Annotated in this window: 16 protein-coding genes; 8 read left to right on the top strand and 8 right to left on the bottom strand. The window is 66.8% G+C overall.

Annotated features, from left to right (window positions below; genetic code table 11):
• The first annotated feature begins 2 nt into the window (after positions 1–2).
• Positions 3–1,670, top strand: a complete 1,668-nt coding sequence (locus tag ASE67_RS03270) for a carboxylesterase/lipase family protein (protein WP_055756699.1) — start codon at positions 3–5, stop codon at positions 1,668–1,670.
• A 25-nt stretch (positions 1,671–1,695) separates the two neighbouring features.
• The gene (gene bglX / locus ASE67_RS03265) at positions 1,696–4,050 is read left to right on the top strand and encodes a beta-glucosidase BglX (protein WP_200922145.1); all 2,355 of its coding nucleotides are present in this window, start codon (positions 1,696–1,698) and stop codon (positions 4,048–4,050) included.
• 517 nt (positions 4,051–4,567) lie between these two features.
• Here bglX and ASE67_RS03260 read toward each other — a convergent pair.
• The 7 genes from ASE67_RS03260 to ASE67_RS03230 all read right to left on the bottom strand — a co-directional run bounded on the left by ASE67_RS03260 (position 4,568) and on the right by ASE67_RS03230 (position 15,919).
• Positions 4,568–5,668 (bottom strand): PLP-dependent cysteine synthase family protein, encoded by a 1,101-nt coding sequence (locus ASE67_RS03260; RefSeq protein WP_055756697.1) that lies wholly within the window; start codon positions 5,666–5,668, stop codon positions 4,568–4,570.
• Complete coding sequence (locus ASE67_RS03255) at positions 5,658–7,694, bottom strand: M3 family metallopeptidase (RefSeq protein WP_055756696.1); 2,037 nt, start codon at positions 7,692–7,694, stop codon at positions 5,658–5,660. The genes ASE67_RS03260 and ASE67_RS03255 overlap by 11 nt, the downstream gene beginning before the upstream one ends.
• Positions 7,695–7,719: 25 nt before the next feature.
• On the bottom strand, positions 7,720–8,565 hold the full coding sequence (locus tag ASE67_RS03250; protein ID WP_055756694.1) for a hypothetical protein: 846 nt from the start codon (positions 8,563–8,565) through the stop codon (positions 7,720–7,722).
• Positions 8,562–8,888, bottom strand: a complete 327-nt coding sequence (locus ASE67_RS03245) for a thioredoxin family protein (RefSeq protein WP_082456914.1) — start codon at positions 8,886–8,888, stop codon at positions 8,562–8,564. Before ASE67_RS03245 ends, ASE67_RS03250 begins: the two co-directional genes overlap by 4 nt.
• A gap of 46 nt (positions 8,889–8,934) precedes the next feature.
• Positions 8,935–10,737, bottom strand: a complete 1,803-nt coding sequence (locus ASE67_RS03240; protein WP_235511764.1) for an ABC transporter ATP-binding protein/permease — start codon at positions 10,735–10,737, stop codon at positions 8,935–8,937.
• Between the two features lie 17 nt (positions 10,738–10,754).
• Positions 10,755–13,064, bottom strand: a complete 2,310-nt coding sequence (locus ASE67_RS03235) for a TonB-dependent siderophore receptor (protein WP_082456913.1) — start codon at positions 13,062–13,064, stop codon at positions 10,755–10,757.
• 71 nt (positions 13,065–13,135) lie between these two features.
• Positions 13,136–15,919: a M16 family metallopeptidase gene (locus ASE67_RS03230; protein WP_055756688.1), complete on the bottom strand. Its 2,784-nt coding sequence runs from the start codon at positions 15,917–15,919 to the stop codon at positions 13,136–13,138.
• A gap of 53 nt (positions 15,920–15,972) precedes the next feature.
• Here ASE67_RS03230 and ASE67_RS03225 point away from each other — a divergent pair, with 53 nt between their 5' ends.
• Positions 15,973–17,400, top strand: a complete 1,428-nt coding sequence (locus tag ASE67_RS03225) for an aminotransferase-like domain-containing protein (protein ID WP_055756686.1) — start codon at positions 15,973–15,975, stop codon at positions 17,398–17,400.
• A 28-nt stretch (positions 17,401–17,428) separates the two neighbouring features.
• On the opposite strand, the gene ASE67_RS03220 is transcribed toward ASE67_RS03225, so the two are convergent.
• Complete coding sequence (locus tag ASE67_RS03220) at positions 17,429–20,977, bottom strand: hydantoinase B/oxoprolinase family protein (RefSeq protein ID WP_235511763.1); 3,549 nt, start codon at positions 20,975–20,977, stop codon at positions 17,429–17,431.
• Positions 20,978–21,089: 112 nt separating this feature from the next.
• Between ASE67_RS03220 and ASE67_RS03215 the strand changes: the two genes are divergently transcribed.
• From ASE67_RS03215 to ASE67_RS03195, 5 genes are all read left to right on the top strand, one after another.
• Positions 21,090–21,599, top strand: a complete 510-nt coding sequence (locus ASE67_RS03215) for a winged helix DNA-binding protein (RefSeq protein ID WP_055756684.1) — start codon at positions 21,090–21,092, stop codon at positions 21,597–21,599.
• 11 nt (positions 21,600–21,610) lie between these two features.
• A complete protein-coding gene (locus ASE67_RS03210) occupies positions 21,611–22,276 on the top strand; it encodes a DUF969 domain-containing protein (RefSeq protein WP_055756682.1) in 666 nt (221 codons plus the stop codon).
• Positions 22,273–23,238, top strand: coding sequence for a DUF979 domain-containing protein (locus ASE67_RS03205; RefSeq protein ID WP_055756679.1), 966 nt, complete (start codon positions 22,273–22,275; stop codon positions 23,236–23,238). Before ASE67_RS03210 ends, ASE67_RS03205 begins: the two co-directional genes overlap by 4 nt.
• On the top strand, positions 23,235–24,221 hold the full coding sequence (locus ASE67_RS03200) for a DUF2891 domain-containing protein (protein WP_055756677.1): 987 nt from the start codon (positions 23,235–23,237) through the stop codon (positions 24,219–24,221). The genes ASE67_RS03205 and ASE67_RS03200 overlap by 4 nt, the downstream gene beginning before the upstream one ends.
• A 481-nt stretch (positions 24,222–24,702) precedes the next feature.
• The gene (locus tag ASE67_RS03195; RefSeq protein WP_082456911.1) at positions 24,703–24,897 is read left to right on the top strand and encodes a hypothetical protein; all 195 of its coding nucleotides are present in this window, start codon (positions 24,703–24,705) and stop codon (positions 24,895–24,897) included.
• The last annotated feature ends 56 nt before the right edge of the window (positions 24,898–24,953 follow it).

Here is a 24,953-nt window from a genome sequence, read left to right as displayed (position 1 = left end):
CGATGAACCGCATCACCAAAGCATTGATCGTCGCCACCGCGCTGACCGCCATTCCCGCCGCCGCCCAGTCGACCGGCCCGACGATCCGTACCGATAACGGTACCGTCCGCGGCCAACTGGCCGAGGGTGTCGAAAGCTGGAAAGGTATTCCCTTCGCCGCCCCGCCGGTCGGCCCGCTGCGCTGGCGTGCGCCGCAACCGGCCGCGAAATGGACCGGGGTGCGCGACGCCACGCAATATAGCGCGGACTGCATGCAGAAACCGTTCCCAAGCGACGCCGCACCGCTTGGCACGACCCCGGCCGAGGACTGCCTGTACGCCAATGTCTGGCGGCCGGCAGGGGCGAAGGGCAAGCTGCCGGTGCTGGTGTGGATCTATGGCGGCGGCTTCGTGAACGGTGGCGCGTCGCCGCCGACCTATGCCGGTGCCAACATGGCGAAGAAGGGCGTCGTATTCGTCAGCTTCAACTACCGCGTCGGCCGGTTCGGCACCTTCGCGTTGCCGCAACTGACCGCGGCGAATGCCGATGGCGGGCGGCTGGGCAATTACGGGATCATGGATCAGGTCGCGGCGCTGCAATGGGTGAAGCGCAACATCGCATCCTTTGGTGGCGATCCGGCGAACGTGACCATTTCGGGCGAGAGCGCCGGCGGCATCTCGGTCCATGCGCTCGTCACCTCGCCCGAGGCGAAGGGCCTGTTCAACAAGGCGGTCGTGATGTCGGGCGGCGATGCGAAGGCATTCACCGGCAACACGCTGGCGGACGTGGAAAAGATCGGCGGAAACTTCGCCCGGACCAAGGGCATCGACCCTGCCGCCCCCGACGCCCTGCAACGGTTGCGCGCGCTGTCGGCGGAGGATGTGCTCGACGGGCTGAACATGGCGCAGATGTCCGGGCGCAACGGCGCCCCGCCGACCAATTCGGGACCGTTCGTCGACGGCAAGGTCGTGGTCGATGTGCGCAAGGCGTATGAGCAGGACCGGTTCGCCCGGATGCCGATGATGATCGGGGCGACCAGCGCCGATATCGGCGGCAAGAGCGGCTTCATGATTGCCGGCGGGCGCGAGGCATCGGCGATGATCGCCGACAAGGGCGTGCCGGTCTGGAGCTATCGCTTCTCCTACGTCGCCGATTCCATCGGGCAGGGCGGGGCGCAGCACGCCACCGACATCCCGTATTTCTTCGACAACACCCGTATCAAGTATGGCGCGCAGACGACCGCCAAGGACGAGGGCGTGGGCCAATCGATGAGCAGCTATCTCGCCAATTTTGCCAAGCGCGGCGATCCGAACGGCGGCGGCACGCTGCCCAACTGGCCGCGCTATACCCGCGCCAACGACACGATCGCCGACTTCGCCGCCGACGGGAAGGTCGTGGTCGCGCGCGATCCGTGGGGCGCGGATATCGATCGGCTGTCGCAGGCATTGGCGGCGGCCAAGGCATCGGGGCGCTACACGACGCTGACGACGCCGATCGGCGAACTGCTCGACAATCCTGCGACGCGCGCGGTGCTCGAACGGCATGTCCCCGCCTTCCTCAAGAACCCGCAGCTCGACATGGCGCGCGGCACGACACTGTACGGGCTGCAGACCTATCTGCCCGACCAGTTCACCGACCCGTTGCTCGCAACGATCGACCGCGATCTCGCTGCTATTCCGGTCAAGAAGTAAGATGACGAACGGGGGGAGGATCGGAATGCGCAGGATGATGCTGGCCGCCGGTGCAGTAGCACTGGCGGCGGGGGTGGTTGCCGCCGGAACGCCGCTTGCCGCGCGGCAGGCCAGGGCAGCGGCGCAACCGTGGATGAATGCCCGGCTGAGCGCCGAACAGCGCGCCGACCTGCTGCTGCGCGCGATGACGCTGGAGGAAAAGGCCGGGCAGGTGTCGCAACAGTTCATGTTCGGCGCGTTCGAACAGTTCGCGCCGGTGGTGAAGCAGGGCAAGGTCGGGTCGCTGCTGTTCGTCACCGACCCCGCCGTCATCAACCGGTTGCAACGGGTGGCGGTCGAGGAGACGCGGCTGAAGGTGCCGCTGATCTTTGGCTATGACGTCATTCACGGGTTCCGCACGATCTTTCCCGTGCCGATCGCCAATGCCGCATCGTGGGACCCGGCGGGCGTCGAGCGGGCGCAAGCGGTCGCCGCGGCCGAAGCGCGCGCGGTCGGCATCCACTGGGCATTCGCGCCGATGGTCGATATCGCGCGCGACCCACGCTGGGGCCGGATCGTCGAGGGAGCGGGCGAGGACCCGTTTCTCGGATCGGCGATGGCGCGCGCGCAGGTGAAGGGGTTTCAGGGGCCGGCGATCGGTGCGCCCGGCCATATCGTCTCCGGCCCCAAGCATTTCGCCGGCTATGCCGCAGCAGAAGGTGGTCGCGATTACGACAGCGTCTATCTCTCGGAATCGCAGCTCTACAACGTCATCCTGCCGCCCTTTGCCGCGGCGGTACAGGCGGGCGCGGGTAACGTCATGAGCGCCTATATGGACCTGAACGACGTGCCGGCGGTCGGCAACAAGTGGCTGCTGACCGACGTGCTGCGCGACCAGATGGGCTTTGACGGCTGGGTCGTGTCCGATGCCAACGGCACCAAGAATCAGGTCGTCCAGCATTTCGCCCGCGACGAGGCCGATGCCGCGGTGCGCAGCATCGATGCCGGCAACGACATGGAAATGTCGTTCGGCCCCGCGGCCTCGGCGGAGACGCTGGCGGCGTCGGTGCGTGCCGGGACATTGACCGAAGCGGTGCTCGACCATGCGGTTCGCCGCATCCTTACGGCCAAATTCCGCATGGGGCTGTTCGAGAACCCCTATGTCGACGAGGCGCAGGCCAAGGTGACGCTGGCCGACCCTGCCCATCGCCGCGAGGCGCAGGCGGCGGCCGAGCGTTCGTTCGTCCTGCTGAAGAACGAGGGCGGCGCGCTGCCGCTGGTGGCGGGCGCGCACAAGCGGGTTGCGGTGATCGGGGCGATGGCCAATTCGAAGCGCGACATGCTGGGGCCATGGGCGTTCCAGTACGACCTGCCCGAAACGGTGACGGTTTTCGAGGGGGTCCGCGACCGGCTGGGGTCGGCCGCAACGGTCGAGACCGCGCCCGGCGTGCAGCTCAAGCGCAACGTGCCGTCGATGTTCGAGGCGATCACCATCCCCGGCGTGGCCAAGCCCGAACCGCGCTGGGACGCGGCGCGTACCGCGAACGAGTTCGACCGTGCGGTGGCGCTTGCCAGGCGGTCCGACCTGATCGTCCTGACGCTGGGCGAGGCGGAGGATATGAGCGGCGAGGGGGCGTCGCGCTCCGACCTCAAGCTGCCGGGCGACCAGCTGCGCCTGTTCGAGGCGGTGCTGGCGACCGGCAAGCCGGTGCGGGTGGTAACGATGAGCGGCCGTCCGCTCGAACTGGGCGTGGTGCTGGAGCGCGCGCCGGCGATCCTCCACGCCTGGTATGGCGGCACCCGCGGCGGCACCGCGATCGCGCGTACGTTGTTCGGCGACGTCAATCCCGGCGGAAAACTGCCGGTGACATGGCCGCGCACCGTCGGGCAGGTGCCGATCTATTACGCGCACAACACGACCCATGCGCCGAAGGATCAGGGCAAGCGTTATTGGGATATTCCATCGACGCCGCAATTTCCGTTCGGCTACGGGCTAAGCTACACGACCTTCGAGATCGGCGCGCCGGTGCTCGACAGCGCGACCATGGCCCCCGGCGGGCGGGTCGTCGTGTCGGTACCGGTAACCAACCGCGGCACCCGCGCCGGGGACGAGGTGGTGCAGCTTTACATCCACCAGCAATCGGGCAGAGCGTCGCGCCCAGTTCGCGAGCTGAAAGGGTTCGAACGCGTGTCGCTGCGCCCCGGCGAGCAGCGAACGGTCCGCTTCGAACTCGACGAACGCAGCCTGCAATATTGGAGCAGTGCCACCAAGGGTTGGGTGGTCGATCCCGGCACGTTCGATCTCTGGGTCGGCGCAAGTTCGAACGCCGAGGCGCATACGACCTTTCGGGTTGCCGGTCTTCCCCGGCCGGGCCTTGGTTGGAGGGCCGGGGAAAAATGAACTAGCTGCCGATTCTGGGTCACACCGCGGCAACAGGGGCATGGCGGCGGTCAGGGTTTGCCCGGCGTCGGCGCGCTCCTTGGCGAATCCTCGCTGATAAGCGTGGCGAGCGTGTCATTGTCACTGCGCGTACCGGCGAGGTCGATGCCGGTCATGATTGGTATAGCGCATGTTGAGAGCCTGTTCGCCTTCGCTGGCCCACCGCCCCGACAACGCGACCGTCACTGCACCCGATCACAGCATCGCTGAAGGTCCGCCGCCCTTGACCACCGGTGCATCACCGGTGCCCTCGACAGAGACGAGCGGGCCGCTGGAGCCCGGCTGGCACGCCGTCAGCAACAATGGGACCGCTTGATGGGCTGAGCTATTTTTCGACGGGTCTCGCTATTGGGCCCGCCGAAATCGCGATCGGCCTTCAGCCAATTAGCGCACTGAAAGGCTTCCACCGCGTCCAGTGTCGTGGATCGACTGCGTCCGACAAGTCCGTCGGCATGACGCGCGTCGAGATAGTCCAGCGCTACCAATCGGTCCCGTATGGCCTTGATCGCGACGTCATCGCCCGAATCGCTGCTTCGGCTGCCCGCCATTCGATACCGCGGTCTTCCAGCCAAGTATCGTCATGGTAGGTGCACGAATAGCGTTCGCCGCCGTCGCACAGGATGGTGACGATCGAACCCTGTTCGCCTGCCGCGTGCATCTCGGCAACGATCCGCGCACAGGCGACAAGGTTCGTGCCGGTCGACCCGCCCACGCGGCGTCCCAAGCGGTCGGAGATCGCGCGCATGGCACCGATGCTATCGCCGTCCTCGACCGCGATCATGCGATCGATAACGGAGGGTATGAAGCTGGGCTCGACCCGCGGCCGGCCGATCCCCTCGATCCGGCTCGCACAGCCATCCGGCAGCGCTGTCACCGAGCGATCGTTGAAATGGCGATGGAATACCGAATTAACCGGATCGGCAACGCAGAGGCGGGTCGCATAGCGCTGGTAGCCGATATACCGGCCGATCGTGGCCGACGTGCCCCCGGTTCCGGCACCGCAGACAACCCAGGCAGGAATGGGATGCTCCTCCGCCGCCATCTGCGCAAAAATGCTCTCGGCGATGTTGTTGTTGCCGCGCCAGTCGGTGGCGCGCTCTGCGTAGGTGAACTGGTCGAGATAATGCCCCCGCGTCTCGGCGGCGAGCCGGTGGGCGACGTCGTAGACGGTCCGCGGATCGTCGACCGCATGAATTTCGCCACCGTGGAAACGGATCGCGTCGAGCTTGGGTGCGGCCGTGGCCGCCGGCACCACCGCAATGAAGCGCAGCCCCAGCATCCGCGCGAAATACGCTTCGCTGACGGCGGTCGATCCCGACGAGGCTTCGATGATGCAGGTGTCCGGCCCGATCCAGCCATTGTACAGCGCGTAAAGGAACAGCGACCGCGCGAGGCGATGCTTCAGGCTGCCGGTCGGATGGCTGCTCTCGTCCTTCAGATACAGGGTGATGCCCGGATAGCGCGGCAGGTCCAGCCGTATCAGGTGTGTGTCCGCCGATCGGTTATAGTCGGCCTCGATCCGGCGGATCGCTTCGCTACGCCATGACCGGACGCCGTCGCCGTTCGGATCAGCGGGCATCGGCGGTCAGTCCATGGCGGACCAGCATGGCGGCCGGGTCGGCATCGCGCCCGCGAAACGCGCGGAAACTGTCGGCGGCCGGGCGACTGGCCCCGCGTGCCAGGACCTCTTTGCGAAATTTCGCGGCGACGGAACGGTCGATCCGCCCTCCTTCAACAAAGTGCTGGAAACCGTCGGCCGCAAGCACTTCAGCCCATAGATAGCTGTAATAGCCCGACGCATATCCGGACGCGAAGATGTGCAGGAAGGCATGGGGGAAACGATGCCATGCCGGCGGGTGCACCACCGCCACTTCCGCACGCACGGCCTCCATCACCGCGATCGGATCGTCGCCCAGCGTGCCGAGATGAAGCAGCAAGTCGAACAGCGCGAATTCGATCTGCCGCACGAGGAACATCCCCGCCTGGAAATGACGCGCGCCAAGCATCCGGTTGAACAGTGCGTTCGGCAAAGGCTCGCCGGTCTGGTAATGGCCTGACATGCCGGTCAGCATGTCGCGGTCCCACGCGAAATCTTCCATCAACTGGCTCGGCAGTTCGATCGCGTCCCATTCAACCCCGGAGGTGCCGGCGATGCTCGGCCGGTCGACCTCGGTGCACAGAAGATGGAGGCAATGGCCGGTTTCGTGCAGCAGCGTCACGACCTCGCGGTGGGACAGCAGCGCCGGAGTGTCGGAACCGTTGGGCGCGAAATTGCAGGTCAGATAGGCGACCGGCACCTGGCGGACATTGCCGTCGTTCAGCCGCGATCGCGCGCCCGCCATCCACGCGCCGCCCCGCTTGCCTGGCCGCGCATGAAGGTCGACATAGAGGCCCGCAAACACCGTGCCCTCCGCATCCACCGCATCGTAATAACAGCCATCGGAGTGCGGCAGCGCCACGTCGTCGCGCGCGACGAAGCGGATGCCGTACAGCCGCTCGACCAGACCATGCCAGCCGGCGATGACACGGTCGACCGGGAAATAGGCGCGTACCTCCGCCTCGTCGATGGCGTGACGCTGCGACCGCAGCCGGTCCGATGCGAAGCCGACATCCCATGGCTGGAGGTCGTCGATCTCCAGTTCCATGGCGGCGAAATCGCGCAATATCGCCATCTCGCGTTCGGCGAACGGACGAGCGCGAGCGGCGAGATCGCGCAGGAACGCCAGCACCTCGCCGGCATTCGGTGCCATCTTGCTCGACAACGACCATTCGACCGGATCGGCGAAGCCCAGCAGCGCGGCGCCTTCGCGCCGGAGCGCGACGATCCGGGCGATCCGCTCGTTATTGTCGAACTGTCCGGCATGCGGTCCCTGGTCCGACGCCCGCGTGTTGAAGGCGTGATAGACCCGTTCGCGTAAAGCCCGGTTCTCAGCAAAGGTGAGGATCGCGCCGACGCTGGGCTGCTGCAACGTCACCAGCCAGCCGTCCAGCCCGCGTGTCCGGGCAGCGGCGGCAAACATCGCCTTGTCGCGCGGCGACACCCCGGCGAGCAGCGCTTCGTCGGTAACCTGTTCGCTCCACGCATCGGTCGCATCGAGCACTGCGCTGGCAAAGCCATTGCCGAGTGCCGAAATCTCTATCGAAATCTCGGCAAAGCGCGCCCGCGCCTCGGGTGGCAGCGCGACGCCCGACAGGGTGGCGTCGCGGATCGCATGTTCGACCGCCACCCGGTCGGCCAACGGCAGGGTGGCGAAATCGGGCGATGCCGCCAGCTTGACGTGCAGGTCGTGCAGGTCGCGATCCTGCTGGATGCGCATTCCCGCCGCGACCAGCTGCGCCTGGGCGGCGGCATGGGCCTCGCGCAGTGCGGGGGTGTCGGCTACCGCCTGCAGCTGGGTCACCGCCGACCATAGCGCGTCGATCGCGACGCTGCCGCGCTCCATCGGCAGCCAGGCCTCGGCAAAGCTGGTCGGCGCGGTTGCGATCAGATGCGCGACGGTCGCCTCCTGCTCGGCCAGTAGCGCGGCGACGGCGGGGCCGATCGCTTCAGGCGTGATCGCCGGGAAGGGCGGCAGGGTGGTGGCGTCGGCAAGGGGGTGGGTCATCGGAAATCCTGCAGGGTATCGGAAATCAAAGGGTCGTCGCGGCGAGGTGCCACAGCACGATGGCGGGAACCGATCGGGCGCGGACGGTGTGGCGATCATTGGCCCGCGCCAGCTGCGCCTCGAACGCCCAGGCCATTTCCGGACTGCGCGCCCGGAAAAGGGCCGGGATGTCGACCGGTTCGCCCGCTTCGCGTAACGGTTCGGTCTCGCTGAAAATCTCACCGAGCATGGCAAGAGCGCTGGCGCGCTCCTCTTCGCCATATTCCGGGTCGGGCGTGCGGTTCACGTCCTGGATCCAGGCGGCGATCAGGGTCGTGAGCACCGATGTGCTGGTCCGCAGCGGCCAGCAGGCAGTGGCGCAGGCCTTCAGCGCGGCACGCACGTCGCTGCTTGGCGCTTCGCCCTCCGCCGCCTGCTCCATGCGCTCGCGCAGCGCGGACCAGGTGCGCCGCGCCGGAGGGGCATCCTCGTCCTCGGCACGGTATAGGCTGCGCAGATCGTCGTAAAAGGGCGTCGCCAGGCGATCGGCTTCCATCGCGATCAGGAAATGCGCGGCGATCCGCTCCGGCACGAACAACAGGTCGGCACCGACCGCGACATCGCGTACCCAGTGCAGCGCCACGTCGGCGCGATCATATTCGCTGGCCCAACCGGTCAGCGGATCGAGCAGGCCGGCCAGCGCGATAGGATAACCAAACTGCTCCGCATAATCGGCGCTGCTACCCCCCTTCGTCGACACGCCCAGCGGCGAACCGCCCTGTTCGTCCCATTGCGTCGCCCCGAAGCGCAGCGATCCTTCGGCGGCATGGCGTTCGAGCCGCGCCAGCAGCGCCGCCTTGACCGCCGCGTCCCCCCTGAACGCTCCGCTCACAAATGGCTCTCGAGCCACTGGGTCAGCTGCGCGCGCGACCGCAGGCCGACGATCCGGTCGATCTCCACGCCGTCCCGGCACAGCGCCAGCGTAGGCAGCGAGCGGGCAGCGAAGCGTTCGGCCAGCGCCTGGTCACGGCTGACATCGGCTTTGTACACCTGCACCTCGCCGGCGAAATCGGTGGCCAGGTCGTCGAGGATCGGCGCTAGCGCCTTGCACGGCGCGCAAGTCGGCGACCACAGGTCGAGCAGGATCATTTCCGCCCCGTCCGCCGTGGCGGTCGCGAAATCCATGCCGGTAATGTCGGTAATTCTGGCAGCCATCTATCTTCCTTGCGCGGCGCGGGGGCGCGCTATCCGGGACGCGATGTCAGTCGCGTGGGGGTGAATCCTCGATGGCGGCGGCATGCGCCTGACCATCGGCGAAGGTGAGGGTGTGGGTGTGATGCGCCAGCAGCGTTTCGTCATGGACGACGCTGATGATCGTCGCCTCTGGGAGATAGGTGGCGAGGCTGTCGTAGAAATTCCGGGCGTTGCCGGCGTCCAGCGCGCTCGTCGCCTCGTCCAGCACCAGCAGCGTGGGGCGGTGCAGCAGCACCCGCGCCAGCGCGATGCGCTGCTGCTCGCCGGGAGACAATTCCTCCTGCCACAACCGCACGCCGTGCAGTTCCCCGGCCAGATGGCCCAGCCGCACCCGGTCGAGCAGCGCGGCGATATGCGCGTCGTGATGATCCTCGGGCTGGTCGGGGAAGCACACCGCCGCCTTCAGCGTACCGAGCGGCAGGTACAGGCGCTGCGGGACGAACATCGCGCGGCTGTCCTCGGCCAATGCTACGCTGCCCGCGCCATCGGGCCAGAGGCCGGCGAGCGCACGCACCAGCGTCGACTTGCCGGTGCCCGACGCGCCACGCAACGCCCAGCGTTCGCCCGTGCCGACGGTCCAGTCACCGATCGTGACCAGGGCACCCCCATGCGGGCGGTGCAGCGCCAGCCCCTGCATCGCGAGCACGATTCCGGCGGGCGTCCCGGCCCCGACCGCGATACCGGCCGGCCGCGCATCATCGATCGCGTCGTCCAGCCCCTTGATACGGTTGAAATAGCTGACCTGCTGACCGATCAGCTGATAGCTGCGCACGAAATAGCCGAGCTGCATGCCGAGCTGCGAAAAGGCATCGCGCCCTGCCATCAGCTGGCCGAATGTCATCCCACCCGCGAAATAGCCCGGCACCATGATGAACAGTGGCAGCACCGTGCCCATCCGATCGTAGATGCTGCTCGCGGCAGTGATGCCGAGCGAGCTGTAGATGACCGAACGGAAGTTCAGTCGTACCGCGTCGAACGACCGCTCCACCGCCTGACGCTCGGTCGCGACCGCACCGGCCAGACCGATCTGGGCGGCGTTGCGGCGGACATGGATCAACCCGGCGCGGAAATCCGCCTCGCGATGTTGCTGGCGCATCATCGCGCGGATGAAGGGCTGGCCGATCCTGGTCATCAGCCACGAACCGACGATCGCATAGGCGACGGCATACCACACCGTACTGCCGGGGATCGAAACGGCCGTACCGCCGAGCGAGAAGGTGATCGGCGGCGCGGTTTCCAGAAGCACCATGGCAAAGGTCACGGCGGTCACGATCGATCCGATCAGCCGCAGAACGATATGCAGCGCGCCGATATTCATGCCGACCGCGGCGGTGATGTTGTTCAGGTCGTCGGAGATCCGCTGGTCGGGATTGTCGATGATCCGCAGCCGTTCGATCTCGGCATAGCGGTTCCGGCTCATCCATCGATCGAGATAGTCGCGCGTCAGGTAGGTTCGCCAGCGGATCGATAACAGTCCGTCGATCAGGTTCTCCGTCAGGATCATGACGATCTGCATCGCCATGATCCCGAGGAAGACGAGCATCAGCGGAACCAGCTGCGCCTGATCGCGCTGCTCGATCACGTCGAAGAACTGCTGCTGCCAACGATTGGCGCGCAGCAGGATGAAGGCCGTGCCGAATTGGAAGAACAGCAGCATGATCAGGGCGAACCACGCGAATTTCCAGTCCGGCGACGTCCAGTAGCTGCTGACCAGCCGCCACGCGTCGCGCCACCTGGCGGTAGCGGCCTGGGGTTGGGCGAGGCCCGTCTCGCGACGGACCTCCCCACTCTGCGTCGGCTGTGGCATCATGGGCTAAAGATCCTCGATCAGAAGAAGCGATAGCCGACGGTAAGCCGCCAGGTACGCGGTTCGCCAAGCGGAACATAGCTGGTGGCGCGGGTCGGGTTGAAATTTTCGCGGTCGAACAGGTTGCGCACGCCGACGTTCAGGTCGAGCCGACCGATGGACAGGAACCCGTTCAGGTTTGCCTGAACCGCAGCCGGCAGGGTGTAGAGGCCACGCGTGTCGATGAACGAGCTCGACCGCCCGGTGACGCCGGCACCCAGCCCGGCCTTCGTCGTTCCTCCGAACCGATGCTCGTACGATGCATAGAGATTATAGACGTCGCGCGGTTCACCGGCGGTCACGAACCCAACGCTCGCCGACGGCTGAAGCAGGCGATATTCGGTGCGGGTGAACGCCCCGGATACCGTCAGCCCGCGCAGCGGTTCGCCGCTGATGTTCAGGTCGACGCCACGGCCCAACATGCCGGGGATAGCCCGCTGGAACGATGGGCTTACCGGGTCGCGTTCCAACGAGATGTTCTGACGGATGCTGAACCAGGACGCGTTGATGAGCACCCGCTTGTTGAACAGATCCCATTTCACGCCGGTTTCGGTGTTCCGGCTTTCGATATCGGGCAGACGATTGCCGAGCCGGTCGAACGTGAATGTCGGCCGGTACCCGTAGGCAAGCGTGCCGAAGACCGAAAAATTGTCGCTGATGTCGACGACCGCGCCGTAATTCGGCGTCGTCGCCGCAAGATTGGTTGAGGACGAGCTGGGCCGGCGGCCGGTGATGACGCTGCTCGTCTTGATTTCGTTGCGGCGCAGGCCGGCGGACAGATGGATGGGACCGAGGCCGACGAGATACTGGCCGTAGAAGCCGGTTTGCAGCGTGCCGATCGTCCCCGTTTCGTTGCCGAACTTGATCGCCAGCGCCGGTAGCTCCTGCGGGGGAGTCGTCAGGAAATTGTACGGGAACATGCCCCCGTCATCGGCATAGAGGGCCTTCACGTCCGTGTCGGTCCGGGTAAAGCCGGCGACCAGCTTGTGGGTGACACTGCCGGTTTCGAACGCGATGCGGGCGAAGCTGTCGATCGCATCGCTCTTCGACGTCTGTCGCGTGCCGCTGCGCGACAGCAGCAGCAGGCCGCTATTGTTGAGCACGGCGAAAGGCGAATACTGGCGCAGCGCGAAGCTGACGTTCTGATGCTGGACGCGAGCGACGACGGTCAGCCAGTCGGTAACCTTCTGCGTGATTTCGCCGTTGAACTGGGTGGTGCCGATCTGCACGCCCTGGTCCGGGCCGCCCACCAGCCGGCGCCCACCGGGCAAGTCGAACGCCTTCCCCGTCGCGGTGTTGAGAAGCGTGTAGGGCACCATGCCGAACAGCTGGTTGCCGATCGACGCCGACACGATAACGTCGGTCACCGCGTTCTTGTACCGGACCGATGGCGCGAACAGATAATCCTCGTCGCCGCGATAGCCGCCGAAGTTACGATCGGCATCGGCGACCGTCGCGATGATGCGGGCGCTCAAGCGGTCATCGCTGGAAATCGCACGATTGGCGTCAAGCGTGCCGCGGATCAGCCCGAACGATCCGGTGTCGAACGATGCGTATAGCCGCTCCTGTGCATTTGGCTTCTTAGTGACGATGTTGATCGTACCGCCCAGGTTGTCGCCGCCCAGCAGGATCGCGTCGGGGCCCTTCAGCACCTCGATCCGTTCGATGTTGGCGAGCGACTGGGTCGTGCCCGCCGCGAAAGTCGAATTGGAGGCCGACGGTAACCCGTTGACCGCGCCCTGCGCCGAAAATCCGCGCACCGTATAGCCGACGCCGCCCTGCACGGTCGCGGTGTTGACCACCACGCCGCCCGCGTTGGCCAGCGCCTCGGTCATCGACTGCGCCTGTTGCTGCTGCAACAGCTTGGCAGAGATCACCTGCGTATTGCGCGCCTGGTCGCGCAGCGACTGCCCAAGCCGCGACGAGCTGGTGCTGCCACGGACCAGCACGTTCAGTTCCGCCTCGTTCGGCCGCGCCGTCACGATGATGTCGTTGGCGATGGTGATGACCCCCGCATCATCCACCATGACCGCGACGGGCAGGCCGCGGGTAGCCTGCGCAACGGCATCGCGTTCCGACGTGGCGTCCTTCACCGGACGCGAGGTGATGCCGCGCACCGCATCGGGATCGATGTTGACCGGCTTGCCCCATTCGGCGGCGATACGCTGCAAGGCTTCGCTGAGCGGCAATGCCGGCTGCGACAGGCTCCGTGCCTGGGCCAGCGCCATTCCGGGCACGGAGGCGGCGGCAAGCACCAGCATGCTGGCGGCGACAACGTGACGTGTACGCATGTTTTTCCCTTCCCCTTTTTGATATTCGTGCCCTGCCCGGTCGCCCGTTGACGATCCGGCACGAATGAATTTCAGCGCTCCAGCCTGACCACCGTCGGTGTGCCGAGCTTCAGCGTTGCGAACTGGTCGCGAATGGCCTGCCAATCGCCGACCAATACCCAGTGCACCTTGTCTGGATCGACCAGCGCCGCCGCCGCGCGACGCACCTGATCGGGCGTCAGCGCCTGCAGGCGCACCGGCTGCCGCACGATGTCGTCGACCGGCAGGCCATCCGACTGCGCATCCGCCATCGCCGTCAGCAGGTCTCCGTCCCCTTCGAGCTTGGCCGCGCTCTGGTTCGCGGCGGTCGTGGCCAGCCGGGCCAGCTCGCTGGTTTCCGGACCATGCTCGCCGCTCAGGCCGCGCATCTCCTTGATCAGCTCGGCCACCGAATCGCCGCTATGGTCGCGATTGACCGTGCCGGCCAACACCCAGCGCCGATCGCTGCGCGTGTCGTACAGCCCCGAGCCGATGCCATAGGTCCAGCCCTTGTCGGTGCGCAGGTTGCTGCCGATCCGCGCGGTCGAATTGCCGCCAAAGATTTCGTTCGCCGCCCAGATCGCGGTCGCATCGGCCGTCCCCGGTCGCGCCGTGGCCGGTACGGCACGCCCGGCCATGACATAGGTCTGCGCGGCGCCCGGCGTGTCGTACACGGTCAGCGAGGGCGATGTCTGTGCGCGGGCCGGCGGGATGACCGCGGCCGGTCTCGGGGCGCCCTGCGCCCGCCAGCCGGCCAGCGCCTTTTCCAACTGCGGCCGGAGCGTCGCCATGGTCGTATCGGCTGCGACATACAGCGTCGCCTCGTCCGGCCGGACATGGCCGCGAAGCCATTCACGGATCGCCGGCGGGTCGATCGCCTGGACCGCTGCGCTCTCTGCTGTCGTCGTGAGCGCCGGGGCATAGGGGTGGCCAGCGCCATAGCTGGCATTAGCCAGCGCCCGGTCGGCCATGCGGTGGCCATTGCCGCGCAGCGCGGTCAGCGCGTCCATTGCCGCCTTTTTCAGGCTGTCGACGGTGGCCGGCGTCAGGTCGGGCTGTGTGAGCACTTCGCCGAACAGCGCCATTCCCGCCGCGCGCTGCTGCACGCTCCAGCCCATGGACAGATCGGCGTGGTCGGCGTCGCTTGCGCTGTTGATCCATCCCCCCAGCGCCTCCGCCCGTTCGGCGCGCAGGCGCTGGGCCGGCGTCGTGCCGCGATTGGCGAGCAGCCCGGTCGCGATCGGGGCCATGACCTGGTCGGCGCCGGCGGAACCGGCATGGTCAAGGCGCAGCAGCATGGTGTCGGTCATGCTACCCGGACGCGGCACCAGCACGACCTTCAACCCGTTCGACAGTTGCCCACGCTCCGCCACGGGAAACGCGATCGGTGCCATTGCCCCCATCGGCGGCGGCCCCTTGGCAAGGTCATAGCCGCTCGGGGCAGTCTGCAATGCGGGCTTGGGCCGCGCGATCAGACGATAGCCGGGCCTGCCATAAACCGATTCAGCCACGCGCCGAACGCTCTCGACCGAGGCTGCCCGCAACTGGCCAAGATAAGCTTCGGCATATTCGACGTCGTCAGGCTGACCGACCCCGCGGGCAAGGAGGAACGCCTTGCCCGATGTGCTCGTCTGCAGCCCGAAGACATATTGGATCCGCGCCGCTCGTGCGCGTTCCAGTTCGTCGGGTGCCGGCCCCTTTGCCACATACTCCGCGATGACCGCATCGATCTCCGCCTCGGCCTGCGCCATCCGGTCGGGCGCGATGCCATCGACGGCAAAGCCCATCCGGCTCGACAGGCTACCTTCGTCGAAGGTGACATAGGCCGTCTTGGCGATGCCCAGTTCCTCGATCAGGCGGCGGTTCAGCCGCGATCGTACGCCGGCCGCCAGCATGTGCGCCGTCAGGTCGAGCGCTGCGATCGCCGGGGATCCCTTGGCCGGCGCGATATAGGTCGCGTAGATGCGACCCAGCGGCACGGCGCGGAACACTTCCCGCCGGATCGGACCGGGGAGTGGCACGACCCGCGTCACCAGGCGGTCGACCGGCAGGCGCGGTGCAAGGCCACCGAAATACTTCCCGACCAATCGGTGCGCATCCTCCGCGCTTACGTCTCCGGCAAGGATCAGGGTTGCATTCGACGGACCATAATATCGGCCGAACCATTGCCGCGCGCCATCGACCGTGACTCCGTTCAGATCGGCTTCCTCGCCGATGACGCTGTGATGATAGGGATGATCGGCGGGATACATGTCGCCAAAGGTAATTGCGTCGTCGGTACCATCCGGCCGGCCCCCGCGCAGCCGCTTCTCGCTCAGCACCACGCCGACTTCGCGCTTGATCCGCTCCGGGGTCAACGCACCGCCGATATAGCCCATCCGGTCGGCTTCGAGGAACAGCACCCGTTCCAGCGCCGCGCTCGGGAAGGTTTCGTACAGGGTCGTGGTGTCCTGATTGGTGGCGGCGTTGACGTTGGTCGCCCCCAGATCGCGCAGCGACACAAACGCGCTCTGGTTCCAGTGCTCACTGCCGTCGAGCATCAGATGCTCGAACAGGTGCGCATAGCCGTGCTGGCCCGGCTGCTCATCCTTCGACCCGACGTTATAGACCAGCGTGGCGGTGATCAGTGGCACCCGCCGGCTGGTCTGGACGACGACCTTCAGCCCGTTGGGCAGGGTAAAGCGGGCAACGGGGTCGCTGATCGCCGGGCGAAGGCCGGACTTCGACGCCGTTCCGACGTGCTGGACGGGTGCGGGCGTCCGGTCCTGTGCGCGCGCAGCGACAGTTCCCAACAAGGCGAGGGTTGCTAGCGCAACATACGGGAAGCGGTGTGCCATGACGCGACATTAGCAATTGCGCGCGTCGTGGCTTCAGGCCAAAACAACAAAATATGACCAGCCTGTCCTACACGAATGACAAGGACAGTTACGCTGACGCCGGCAATGCCACCGGCAGGCACGGTAGTCAGGTCGACCGCATCATACGTGCCATCGCGGAAGCGATCGTCGCCGGTCGGCTGACCCCCGATCAGCGGCTGCCATCGGTACGCACGACCGCCGCCGACCATGGGGTCAGCCGAGACACCGTACAGCGGGCATATGACAAGCTGGTGGCAGGCGGTCATGTTCACGTGCGACGCGGTGCTGGATTTTACGTATCCGCGCCGGCCCCGTCGCGGGCCGACCCCATCGCACCGCCGCAGGTCGATCTGGCACCGTTCCAGCTGATCCATCCCGGCCTGCCGCCGGATCGTTGCCCGGGCAGCGGCGTCCTGCGACACGACGATTCTTCGGTCGAGGAAATCGGCCGGGTCCTGAAACGGGTGGCAGGCAGCCGCCAGCGTCTCGGAAGCTATGGTGACCCGTCGGGGTATCTACCGCTGCGGGAGGAGCTGCAGAAAAAGCTGCAGATCGAGGGCGTCGATACGACGGTCAGCATGATCATGACTGTGCCTGGCTGCGTCGCGGGGCTGAGCCTAATCATCCGGTCGTTCGTGCGGCACGGGGATTTCGTCGTGGTCGAAGACCCGGCGTCCTTTGCCCATGTCTCGGCCCTGCTGGCGCAAGGCGCGGCGATATTGCGGGTTCCGCGTGAACCCGATGGCCCGGACCTCGATGTGCTGCGCCTGTTGTGCGAACGGTATCGGCCCCGGATGTTCCTCCTCATGTCGCTGCTGCACAACCCGACCGGCGGCAGCTTGTCGCTGTCCAAGGCCCGCAAGCTGATCGAACTTGCGGCGGAGTTCGACATCACCCTGGTCGACGATGCGAGCTATGCCGATCTGAAACCGTCGACCGCTGGTCCGCCGACCGTGCCGCTGATCGTGCTGGATCAGGTCGACCGGGTGATCCATGTCGGTGGTTCGTCACACATTCTCGCGCCGGAGCTTGGCACCGGCTATATCGTGGCGAGCGAGCGCTACATGCCGATGCTGCGCCTGTACCGCCCGCTGCAGGGCATGGGCAACATGCTGATCCAGGAACGGGTCCTCTACAGCTTCCTGCACGAAGGCCTGTTTCGCCGCCGCTGCGACCGCATCCGCCTCCGCCTCGCCGAAGAGGCCGCCGTCGTCCGGCAGTTGTTTTCATCCACACCCTTTCAGCCGGCGATGGCGGTTGGCGGCATGTTCCTGTGGGTCGACCTTGGCAGCGGCGTCAACGTCACCGCTGTGGCGGAACGGATGCTGGCCAAGGGCTATCTGACTGCGCCGGGATCGCATTTTCGCGAATCGAAGGCGGTGGAATCGCGAATGCGTTTCAACGTGACGACGACCACCGCAGCGGCCGTCGAAGCGCTGGTCGAATCGGTCCACAACTGACCCCGGCCCCGACCGATATGCACGGCCCTCAGGGCACGCCGTAGCCGCCGCCGCCCGGCGTTTCGATGACGAAGCAATCACCAGGCGCGAGTTCGACCTGCTCCACCCCCGTCAGGTGCCGGATGCTGCCATCCCGTCGCTCGACACGTTGCGTGCCGACCGCGCCGTCGGCCCCGCCGGCCAAGCCGAACGGGGCGATCGTACGGCGGGAGGCGACGATGGTGGCCGTCATCGGCTCCAGCGCGGTGATCGCGCGGATCACGCCGTCACCACCCGGTCGAGCGCCGCCCCCGCCCGAACCGCGACGGATCGCAAACCGGTCGAGCCGCACGGGATAGCGATGCTCGAGAATCTCGGGGTCGGTGATCCGCGTATTGGTCATGTGGCTGTGCACGGCGGACGTGCCTGCGAAGTCGGGGCCGGCGCCCGTGCCGCCGCAGATCGTCTCGTAATATTGGTACCGGTCGTTGCCGAACAGGAAGTTGTTCATCGTTCCCTGCGTTGCCGCCGATGCTCCCAATGCTCCCAGGAGCGCGTTGCACACGGCCTGGCTCACTTCGGTATTGCCCGCCACCACCGCACTCCCGGGCGGAGGCGATAGGAAGGAACCGTCCTCGATGACGATGGTCAGGGGCAGGAGACAGCCTTCGTTGAGCGGCAGGTCTTCGCCCACCAGACAGCGAAAGGCGTAGAGGACGACCGCGCGGGTGACGGCGGGCGGCGCGTTGAAGTTGCCGGTGCTCGCCGCGCCGGTTCCGGTGAAATCGATCGTTGCGGCACGCGCCCCGCGGTCGATCGTAACGCGGACCCGGAGCGGCGTGCCGTCGTCCATGACATAATCGAACGCCCCGTCCGAAAGCCGGGTGAGGACGCGGCGGATGCTTTGCTCGGCATGGGTCATGACATGCCCCATATAGGCCCGCACCACCGGCCAGCCGCTGGCGGCGACCAGCGCGGTCAGTTCGGCAATGCCGGTCGCATTGGCCGCGAGCTGCGCCTTGATATCGGCGAGGTTCGTGTCGGGGCTGCGGGCCGGGTAGCGGGCCTGCGACAGCAGGGCGCGGAACGCCTCTTCCTGCAAAACGCCGGCATCGACCAGCAGGAAGTCGTCGATCACCACGCCTTCCTCTTCCAGCCTACGCGAATTGGGCGGGGTCGATCCGGGGGTCAGACCGCCGATATCGGCATGGTGGCCGCGATTGGCGACGAAGAAGCGGATGTCGCGGCCGGTTTCGTCGAACACCGGGGCGATGACGGTTACGTCGGGCAGATGGGTGCCGCCGTTGAACGGGTTGTTAAGCGCGACGACGTCGCCGGGCTTCAGCGTCGCGCCGCGGCTGGCAAGGATGGTGCGCACGCTCTCGCCCATCGCGCCCAGATGCACCGGGACATGCGGCGCATTGGCGATCAACCGCCCCTCCGCGTCGAACAGCGCGCAGGAGAAATCGAGCCGCTCCTTCATGTTCACGCTGCTCGCCGTATTGCGCAGCACGACGCCCATCCGTTCGGCGATCCCCATGAAGCGGGTGTTGAACAGTTCGAGCTGGACCGGATCGACGGCGACAGGGTCGATCGCCTCCTGCGCCGCCGCGCCGTGGTGCCGCATCAGCAGTTCGCCGCCATCGCCCACCGTGACCGTCCAGCCCGGCTCGACCATCGTCGTCGCGATCGCTTCCCGGATCAGTGCCGGGCCGATAATCCGGTCACCGGGACGCAGGCTGGCGCGGTCATGTACCGGCGTGCGATGCTCGGCCCCAGCGGTCCAGACGGTGACATGATCGAGCGGCGCGGACAGTCCGCCGTCCCGCGGGGGCAGGGGCGGGGGCGTAACCAGTTCGCCCGCGACGACCGCCTCGACCACCACGCTTTCGATGACGATGGCGCGATCCGGGCTGATAAAGCCGAACCGGGCGCGATGGGCAGCTTCGAACGCCGTGCGCATCGCATCGACCTCGGCCCGGTCGACGGCCAGCGCAGTATCGGTGCCGGCATAGCGCAGGTACACGGTCGCCACCTGCCGGGCCCCCGGGCCGACTTCCTGCTCCGCCTCCGCGCCAAGCATGGCGACAAGATCATCCAGCGGCGCGCCCAGCGGAAGCTCGACCGAACGCTGGCGGATCGCGACCTTGTCGGCCAGCCCCATGCCATAGGCCGACAGCACGCCGGCAAAGGGATGGATCAGGACCGTGCGCATCCCAAGGACCTCGGCGACGCGACAGGCATGTTGCCCGCCCGCACCGCCGAAACATTGCAGCGCGAATGTGGTGACGTCCTCACCGCGTTCCAGCGCAACGCGCTTGATCGCGGCGGCCATCTGCGCGACCGCAACCTCCAAAAATCCCTCCGCGACGCTGCGCGGATCTTCCACGCCGATCGTGGCGGCCAGCGCGGCAAAGCCGAGCCGCGCCGCCTCGCTATCGAGCGGTGCGTCGCCGTTTGGCCCGAACACGGCGGGAAAATAGGCAGGCTGAACCTTGCCGACCAATATGTTGGCGTCGGTCACGGTCAGCGGCCCGCCCCGCCGGTAGCAGGCAGGGCCAGGGCAGGCACCCGCGCTGTCGGGGCCGACGCGGAACCGCGCCCCGTCATAGTGGAGGATCGAGCCGCCGCCGGCGGCGATCGTTTCGATCGCCATCATCGGCACGCGCATCTCGACCCCGGCGACCTCGGCGTCGAGCTGCCGTTCGAACCGACCGGCATACAGCACAACGTCGGTGGAGGTGCCGCCCATGTCGAACCCGATCACCCGGTCGAACCCGGCGGCCTCGGCGGTCCGGGCCGCCGCCACGACGCCACCGGCGGGACCGGACAGGATCGCATCCTTGCCCTGAAACGCCTGCGCATCGGCCAGTCCGCCGCTCGACTGCATGAATTGCAGCGGGACCGGGCCGAGCGCGCCTGCAACCAGGTCGACATAGCGCCGCAGCACCGGCGACAGATAGGCATCGACCACCGTCGTCCGCCCGCGTGCCACCAGCCCGATCAGCGGGCTGACCGCGTGGCTCACCGACACCTGCGCAAAGCCCGCCTGGCGGGCGAGGTCGGCAACCCGCGCCTCGATCGCCGAATGCGCCCAGCCATGGGTAAGCACGATCGCCACCGCCTCGAAGCCTTCCGCACGCTTGGCGGCAAGCACGGCGCGTGTTTCGGCTTCGTCGAGCGGCGTCACCACCACACCGTCGCGATCGACCCGTCCGCCGATCTCGATAACATCGTCGTACAGCGGCGCGGGGCGATGAATGGCCAGGTCGAACAACCGTGGCCGGGTCTGGTCACCGATCACCAGCAGGTCGGCAAAACCGCGATCGACTACCAGCAGCGTACGCGCGCCCTTGCGCTCCAGCAGGGCATTCGTCGCGACGGTCGTCCCCATCTTCACCGCGTCGATGCGCTCCACCGGCAGCGGCGCGTCGTCGCCAAGCTCCAGAATCATGCGGATGCCCGCAATCGCCGCATCGGCATAGCGTTCGGGGTTCTCGCTCAACAGCTTGGCGGTTTGCAGCGATCCGTCAGGCGCGCGGGCGACGACATCGGTAAAGGTGCCGCCCCGATCGATCCAGAAAGACCATCCTGCCACGTGCACCGCTCCTGAACGACGAATCGTCGATAAATTATCAACGAATGATCGTACTGGATTGACAGATTTACGCACTGGCGCAACCCTCCGCCGACAACAGGGGGACGTCGACATGGCAGGGGATAAGCGCGCCATCGTATCATCGGCGCATCTGGCCGATGGATCGGCACCGGCGCTGTCAGAGCTGGAATTCAGCCTGACGCTCGCCGCGGCGGCCTATCAGCGGTGGATCACGCGCTGTGCGGCAGCGGCGGGACATGCGCTGTCGCCGCTGGAAGTGCTAATCCTGCACACCGTTCGCCATCGCGACCGGGCGAAGCGGATCGCGGATATTACCCTCGTCCTCGATATAGAGGATACGCACCTCGTCACCTACGCCATCCGCAAGCTGGCGCGCGGCGGACTGGTCGCGACCCACCGCGCGGGCAAAGAAAAACTCGTGGCTGCGACCGATGCCGGGCGCGAGTTCTGCGCGCGGTATCGCGACATTCGGGAGCGGGTGCTTGCCAGCGCCGTCGTCGCCGACGGACCTGCCGACCCGCATCTGTCCGAAGCCGCGGACCTGCTGCGCCGCCTGTCGGGCCAGTATAACCAGGCGGCCCGCGCCGCCGCGACCTTGTAGGAGGAGAGGGCATGCTGGTCCTGTCGGGGATCGCGATCATCATCATCGGCTTCGCGCTGGGCGTGAACCCGCTGCTCGTCGTCACCGTCGCCGCGTTGGCCAGTGCGGCGGCAGCGGGCCATGGTCCGGTCGAGGTCGTCGCGATGATCGGCAAGGCGTTCGTCGACGCGCGTTTCCTTGCGATCCCGTTCCTCGCGCTGCCGACGATCGGGTTGCTTGAACGGGCCGGGCTGCGGGGCAGGGCGCGTGTGATCGTCCAGGGGTTGCGGCGGGCGACGACGGGGCGGGTGCTGCTCGGCTATCTCGCGCTGCGCCAGATCACGGCCGCGCTGGGCCTGATCTCCCTTGGCGGTCACGTGCAGATGGTGCGCCCGATCGTCGCACCGATGGCCGAGGGGGCGGAGGAGCGCGACGAGCATCGTCCGCTCGATCCCGACACGCGCGATCACATTCGCGCGCACGCCGCCGCCGTCGACAATATCGGCGTGTTCTTCGGCGAGGACGTGTTCATCGCAATCGGATCGATCCTGCTGATCCGCGCGATCCTCGAACAGGACGGGGTGACGGTCGCGCCGCTCGACGTGGCGGTCTGGGCGATCCCGACCACGATCGCCGCGTTCTTCGTCCATGGTGTGCGGCTGCTGTTGCTCGACCGCCGCCTGAAGCGCCGCGCATGATTGGGCTGGACGCCCTCGGCATCGCCGCGGCGACCCTCCCGGCGGCGGTCGCGGCCCATCATGCGCTCGATCGAACCGAGCCGACGCGGTGGCGCAACACCGGCTTCTGGGGTTTATTCGCCGTCCTGCTCGGGGGCGGGCCATGGTTGCCGGACCTGCTGAACGGTTGCCTCGTTCTCGTCATGGTCGGGCTGGCAACCCGGGGACTGCGCCCTTTGCCGCCCGCCGGCAGCGATGCGGCAGCACAGGCCGGGCAGGGATCGCGCCTCGGCAACTGGCTGTTCGTGCCGGCGTTGGCAATACCGGCGGTGACGCTGGCCGGGACGCTGTCGATCGGCGACGGACGCATCGCAGGGTTTGCCGCGATCGACCCGAAGCAGGTGACGCTGGTCGCGCTGACCGCCGGTGCGGTCGTCGCGCTGCTGCTCGCCATATACCTCACCCGACCGCCGCGTTCCGCGCCGGTGGCAGAGGCGCGGCGGCTGGTCGATGCGATCGGATGGGCGATGGTGCTGCCGCAGATGCTGGCCGCGCTAGGCGGCGTCTTCGCGCTGGCCGGCGTGGGCAGGGTGGTGGCGGACGGTGTTGTGAGCATCATCGCGCTCGACACGCCGCTCGTCGCCACCATCGCCTACTGTGTCGGCATGGCGCTGTTCACGATGGTGATGGGCAATGCCTTTGCCGCCTTTCCGATCATGACCGCGGGGATCGGCCTGCCGATCGTCATCCGGCAGTTTGGCGGTGATCCGGCGATCGTCGCGGCGCTCGGCATGTTGTCGGGGTTCTGTGGTACGCTGATGACGCCGATGGCGGCCAACTTCAACATGGTGCCGGCCGCCGTACTCGAACTGCGCGACCGGTTCGGCGTCATCCGCGTGCAGTGGCCGACCGCGCTCATCCTGCTGGCATTCAACATCGCGGTGCTCACCTTGTGTGCTTTTCCTGGAGGACTGGTTCCATGACCCCCAATGACGCAGCAGCGCTTGCCCGGATTGCGCTCGGCCATGTGACCCGCGAATATCCGCACAAGGCGGATCATGTGATGAACGGCGATGACGATGCGTATCTGCCCCGCCGGGTGCATCCGATCTTCTTTGGCAGCTTCGACTGGCACAGTTGCGTGCATGGCTATTGGCTGCTCACGCGTATTCAGCGGTTATACCCCGATCTGGCGGAGGTCGCGGCGATAGACGCGCTGTTCGCCGATGCCTTTACCGTGGACAAGGTGGCGGCGGAATGCGCCTATCTCGACCAGCCGACGTCGCGGGGGTTCGAACGGCCCTATGGCTGGGCATGGCTGCTGATGCTGCACAGCGAGCTGGTCGTCGCGAAGAGCCCGCACGGGGCGACGCTGCGCCCGCTGGCCAACGCCTTTGCGGATCGATGGCGGTCGCATCTGCCGCTAATGACCTATCCGGTGCGGGCCGGCACCCATGCCAACACCGCCTTCGCACTGGTGCTGGCCGAGCGGTACGCACGGGTCATCGGCGACGCCGCCTTGCGGCAGGGTATGGCGGAACGGGCGGAGCACTGGTTCGGCGCCGATCGCGGCGCACAGGCGTGGGAGCCGGGCGGCGAAGATTTCCTGTCGCCGGTGCTGATGGAGGCGATGGCGATGCAACGCCTGCTACCCGCGGACGCCTTCGCTGCCTGGTTCGCGGATTTCCTTCCCCGGCTATCCGACGGCGAGCCGTCCTCACTGCTGACCCCTGCGTGGGTAAGCGACCGCAGCGACGGGCGGATCGCGCATCTCGACGGGCTGAACCTCAGTCGCGCCTGGGCGATGCGGGCCATCGCGCCGGCGGTGGGCGGCGCGGCGGGTCAGGTGCTGGCGACTGCTGCCGACGATCACCTTGCCGTCGCGCTCGATCAAGTGGCCGGAGACTATATGGGCGAACACTGGCTCGCCAGCTTTGCGTTGCTGGCAATCACGGGTACCGAATAAGGCCAGCTGCGAAAAACTACCCGTTTTAGGCCGCAGAGTATGTTGTCTGTTCACCAGAATAGATGGTCGGTGTTCGGACGGGCGGATACCGGCCCCCTTCCGTCGACGCTTATGACGCGATCCCAAGCATATACCCAGCATTCGGCGCGATGAACGAATGGCGGAAGCTGGGAAGCGGACAACGGTCACTAGGCGTTGGCTTCTGGGTCAACTTGGTGAGAGCGCGGCCTACCGGGACACGCATCTGAAGGCGCACCCTACGGCAGCCAGCCTGCTCTGGACTGGCGTCTTCCCCGATGTATCGGACGCACCCGGGGGCGCCCTGAACTCCTGGCTGCACGCCATCTGCGAAAATCTTGGACGCCCCCACGTCATGTCGCTCCGGGGACGGACGGGTCAAAGACTACATGGGGGCAGCCTTCATAGTCGAGGCGATGCCGCCCGCTTTAGTACTGCTCGCCGAGCGCGACACCGCCCCTGCATGCCGTCAAGCAAGTGCCGCAAGGTGCCGATTCCCCTTGCCGCCGCCCTTTACCGGCGTCGCCACAGGATCGACACCATGTTCGGATGCCTCAAGGACCGGCGACGCATCCGCACCAGCCATGACCGGTGCCCCCGCACCATAATGTCCGCCATCGTCTTCGATGCCACCGTCATCTTCTGGATCAATCAGTGAATCCTGAGCCTCGCATCCCGTGCCAAGGTGAGACACCAATCAGCTGCTACGTAATC

Origin of the sequence: Sphingomonas sp. Leaf23 (genome assembly GCF_001421585.1) — a bacterium.
GTDB lineage: Bacteria > Pseudomonadota > Alphaproteobacteria > Sphingomonadales > Sphingomonadaceae > Sphingomonas.
The sequence above is the reverse complement of the archived record's forward strand: the minus strand, read 5'-3'. Positions and strand labels throughout refer to the sequence as shown.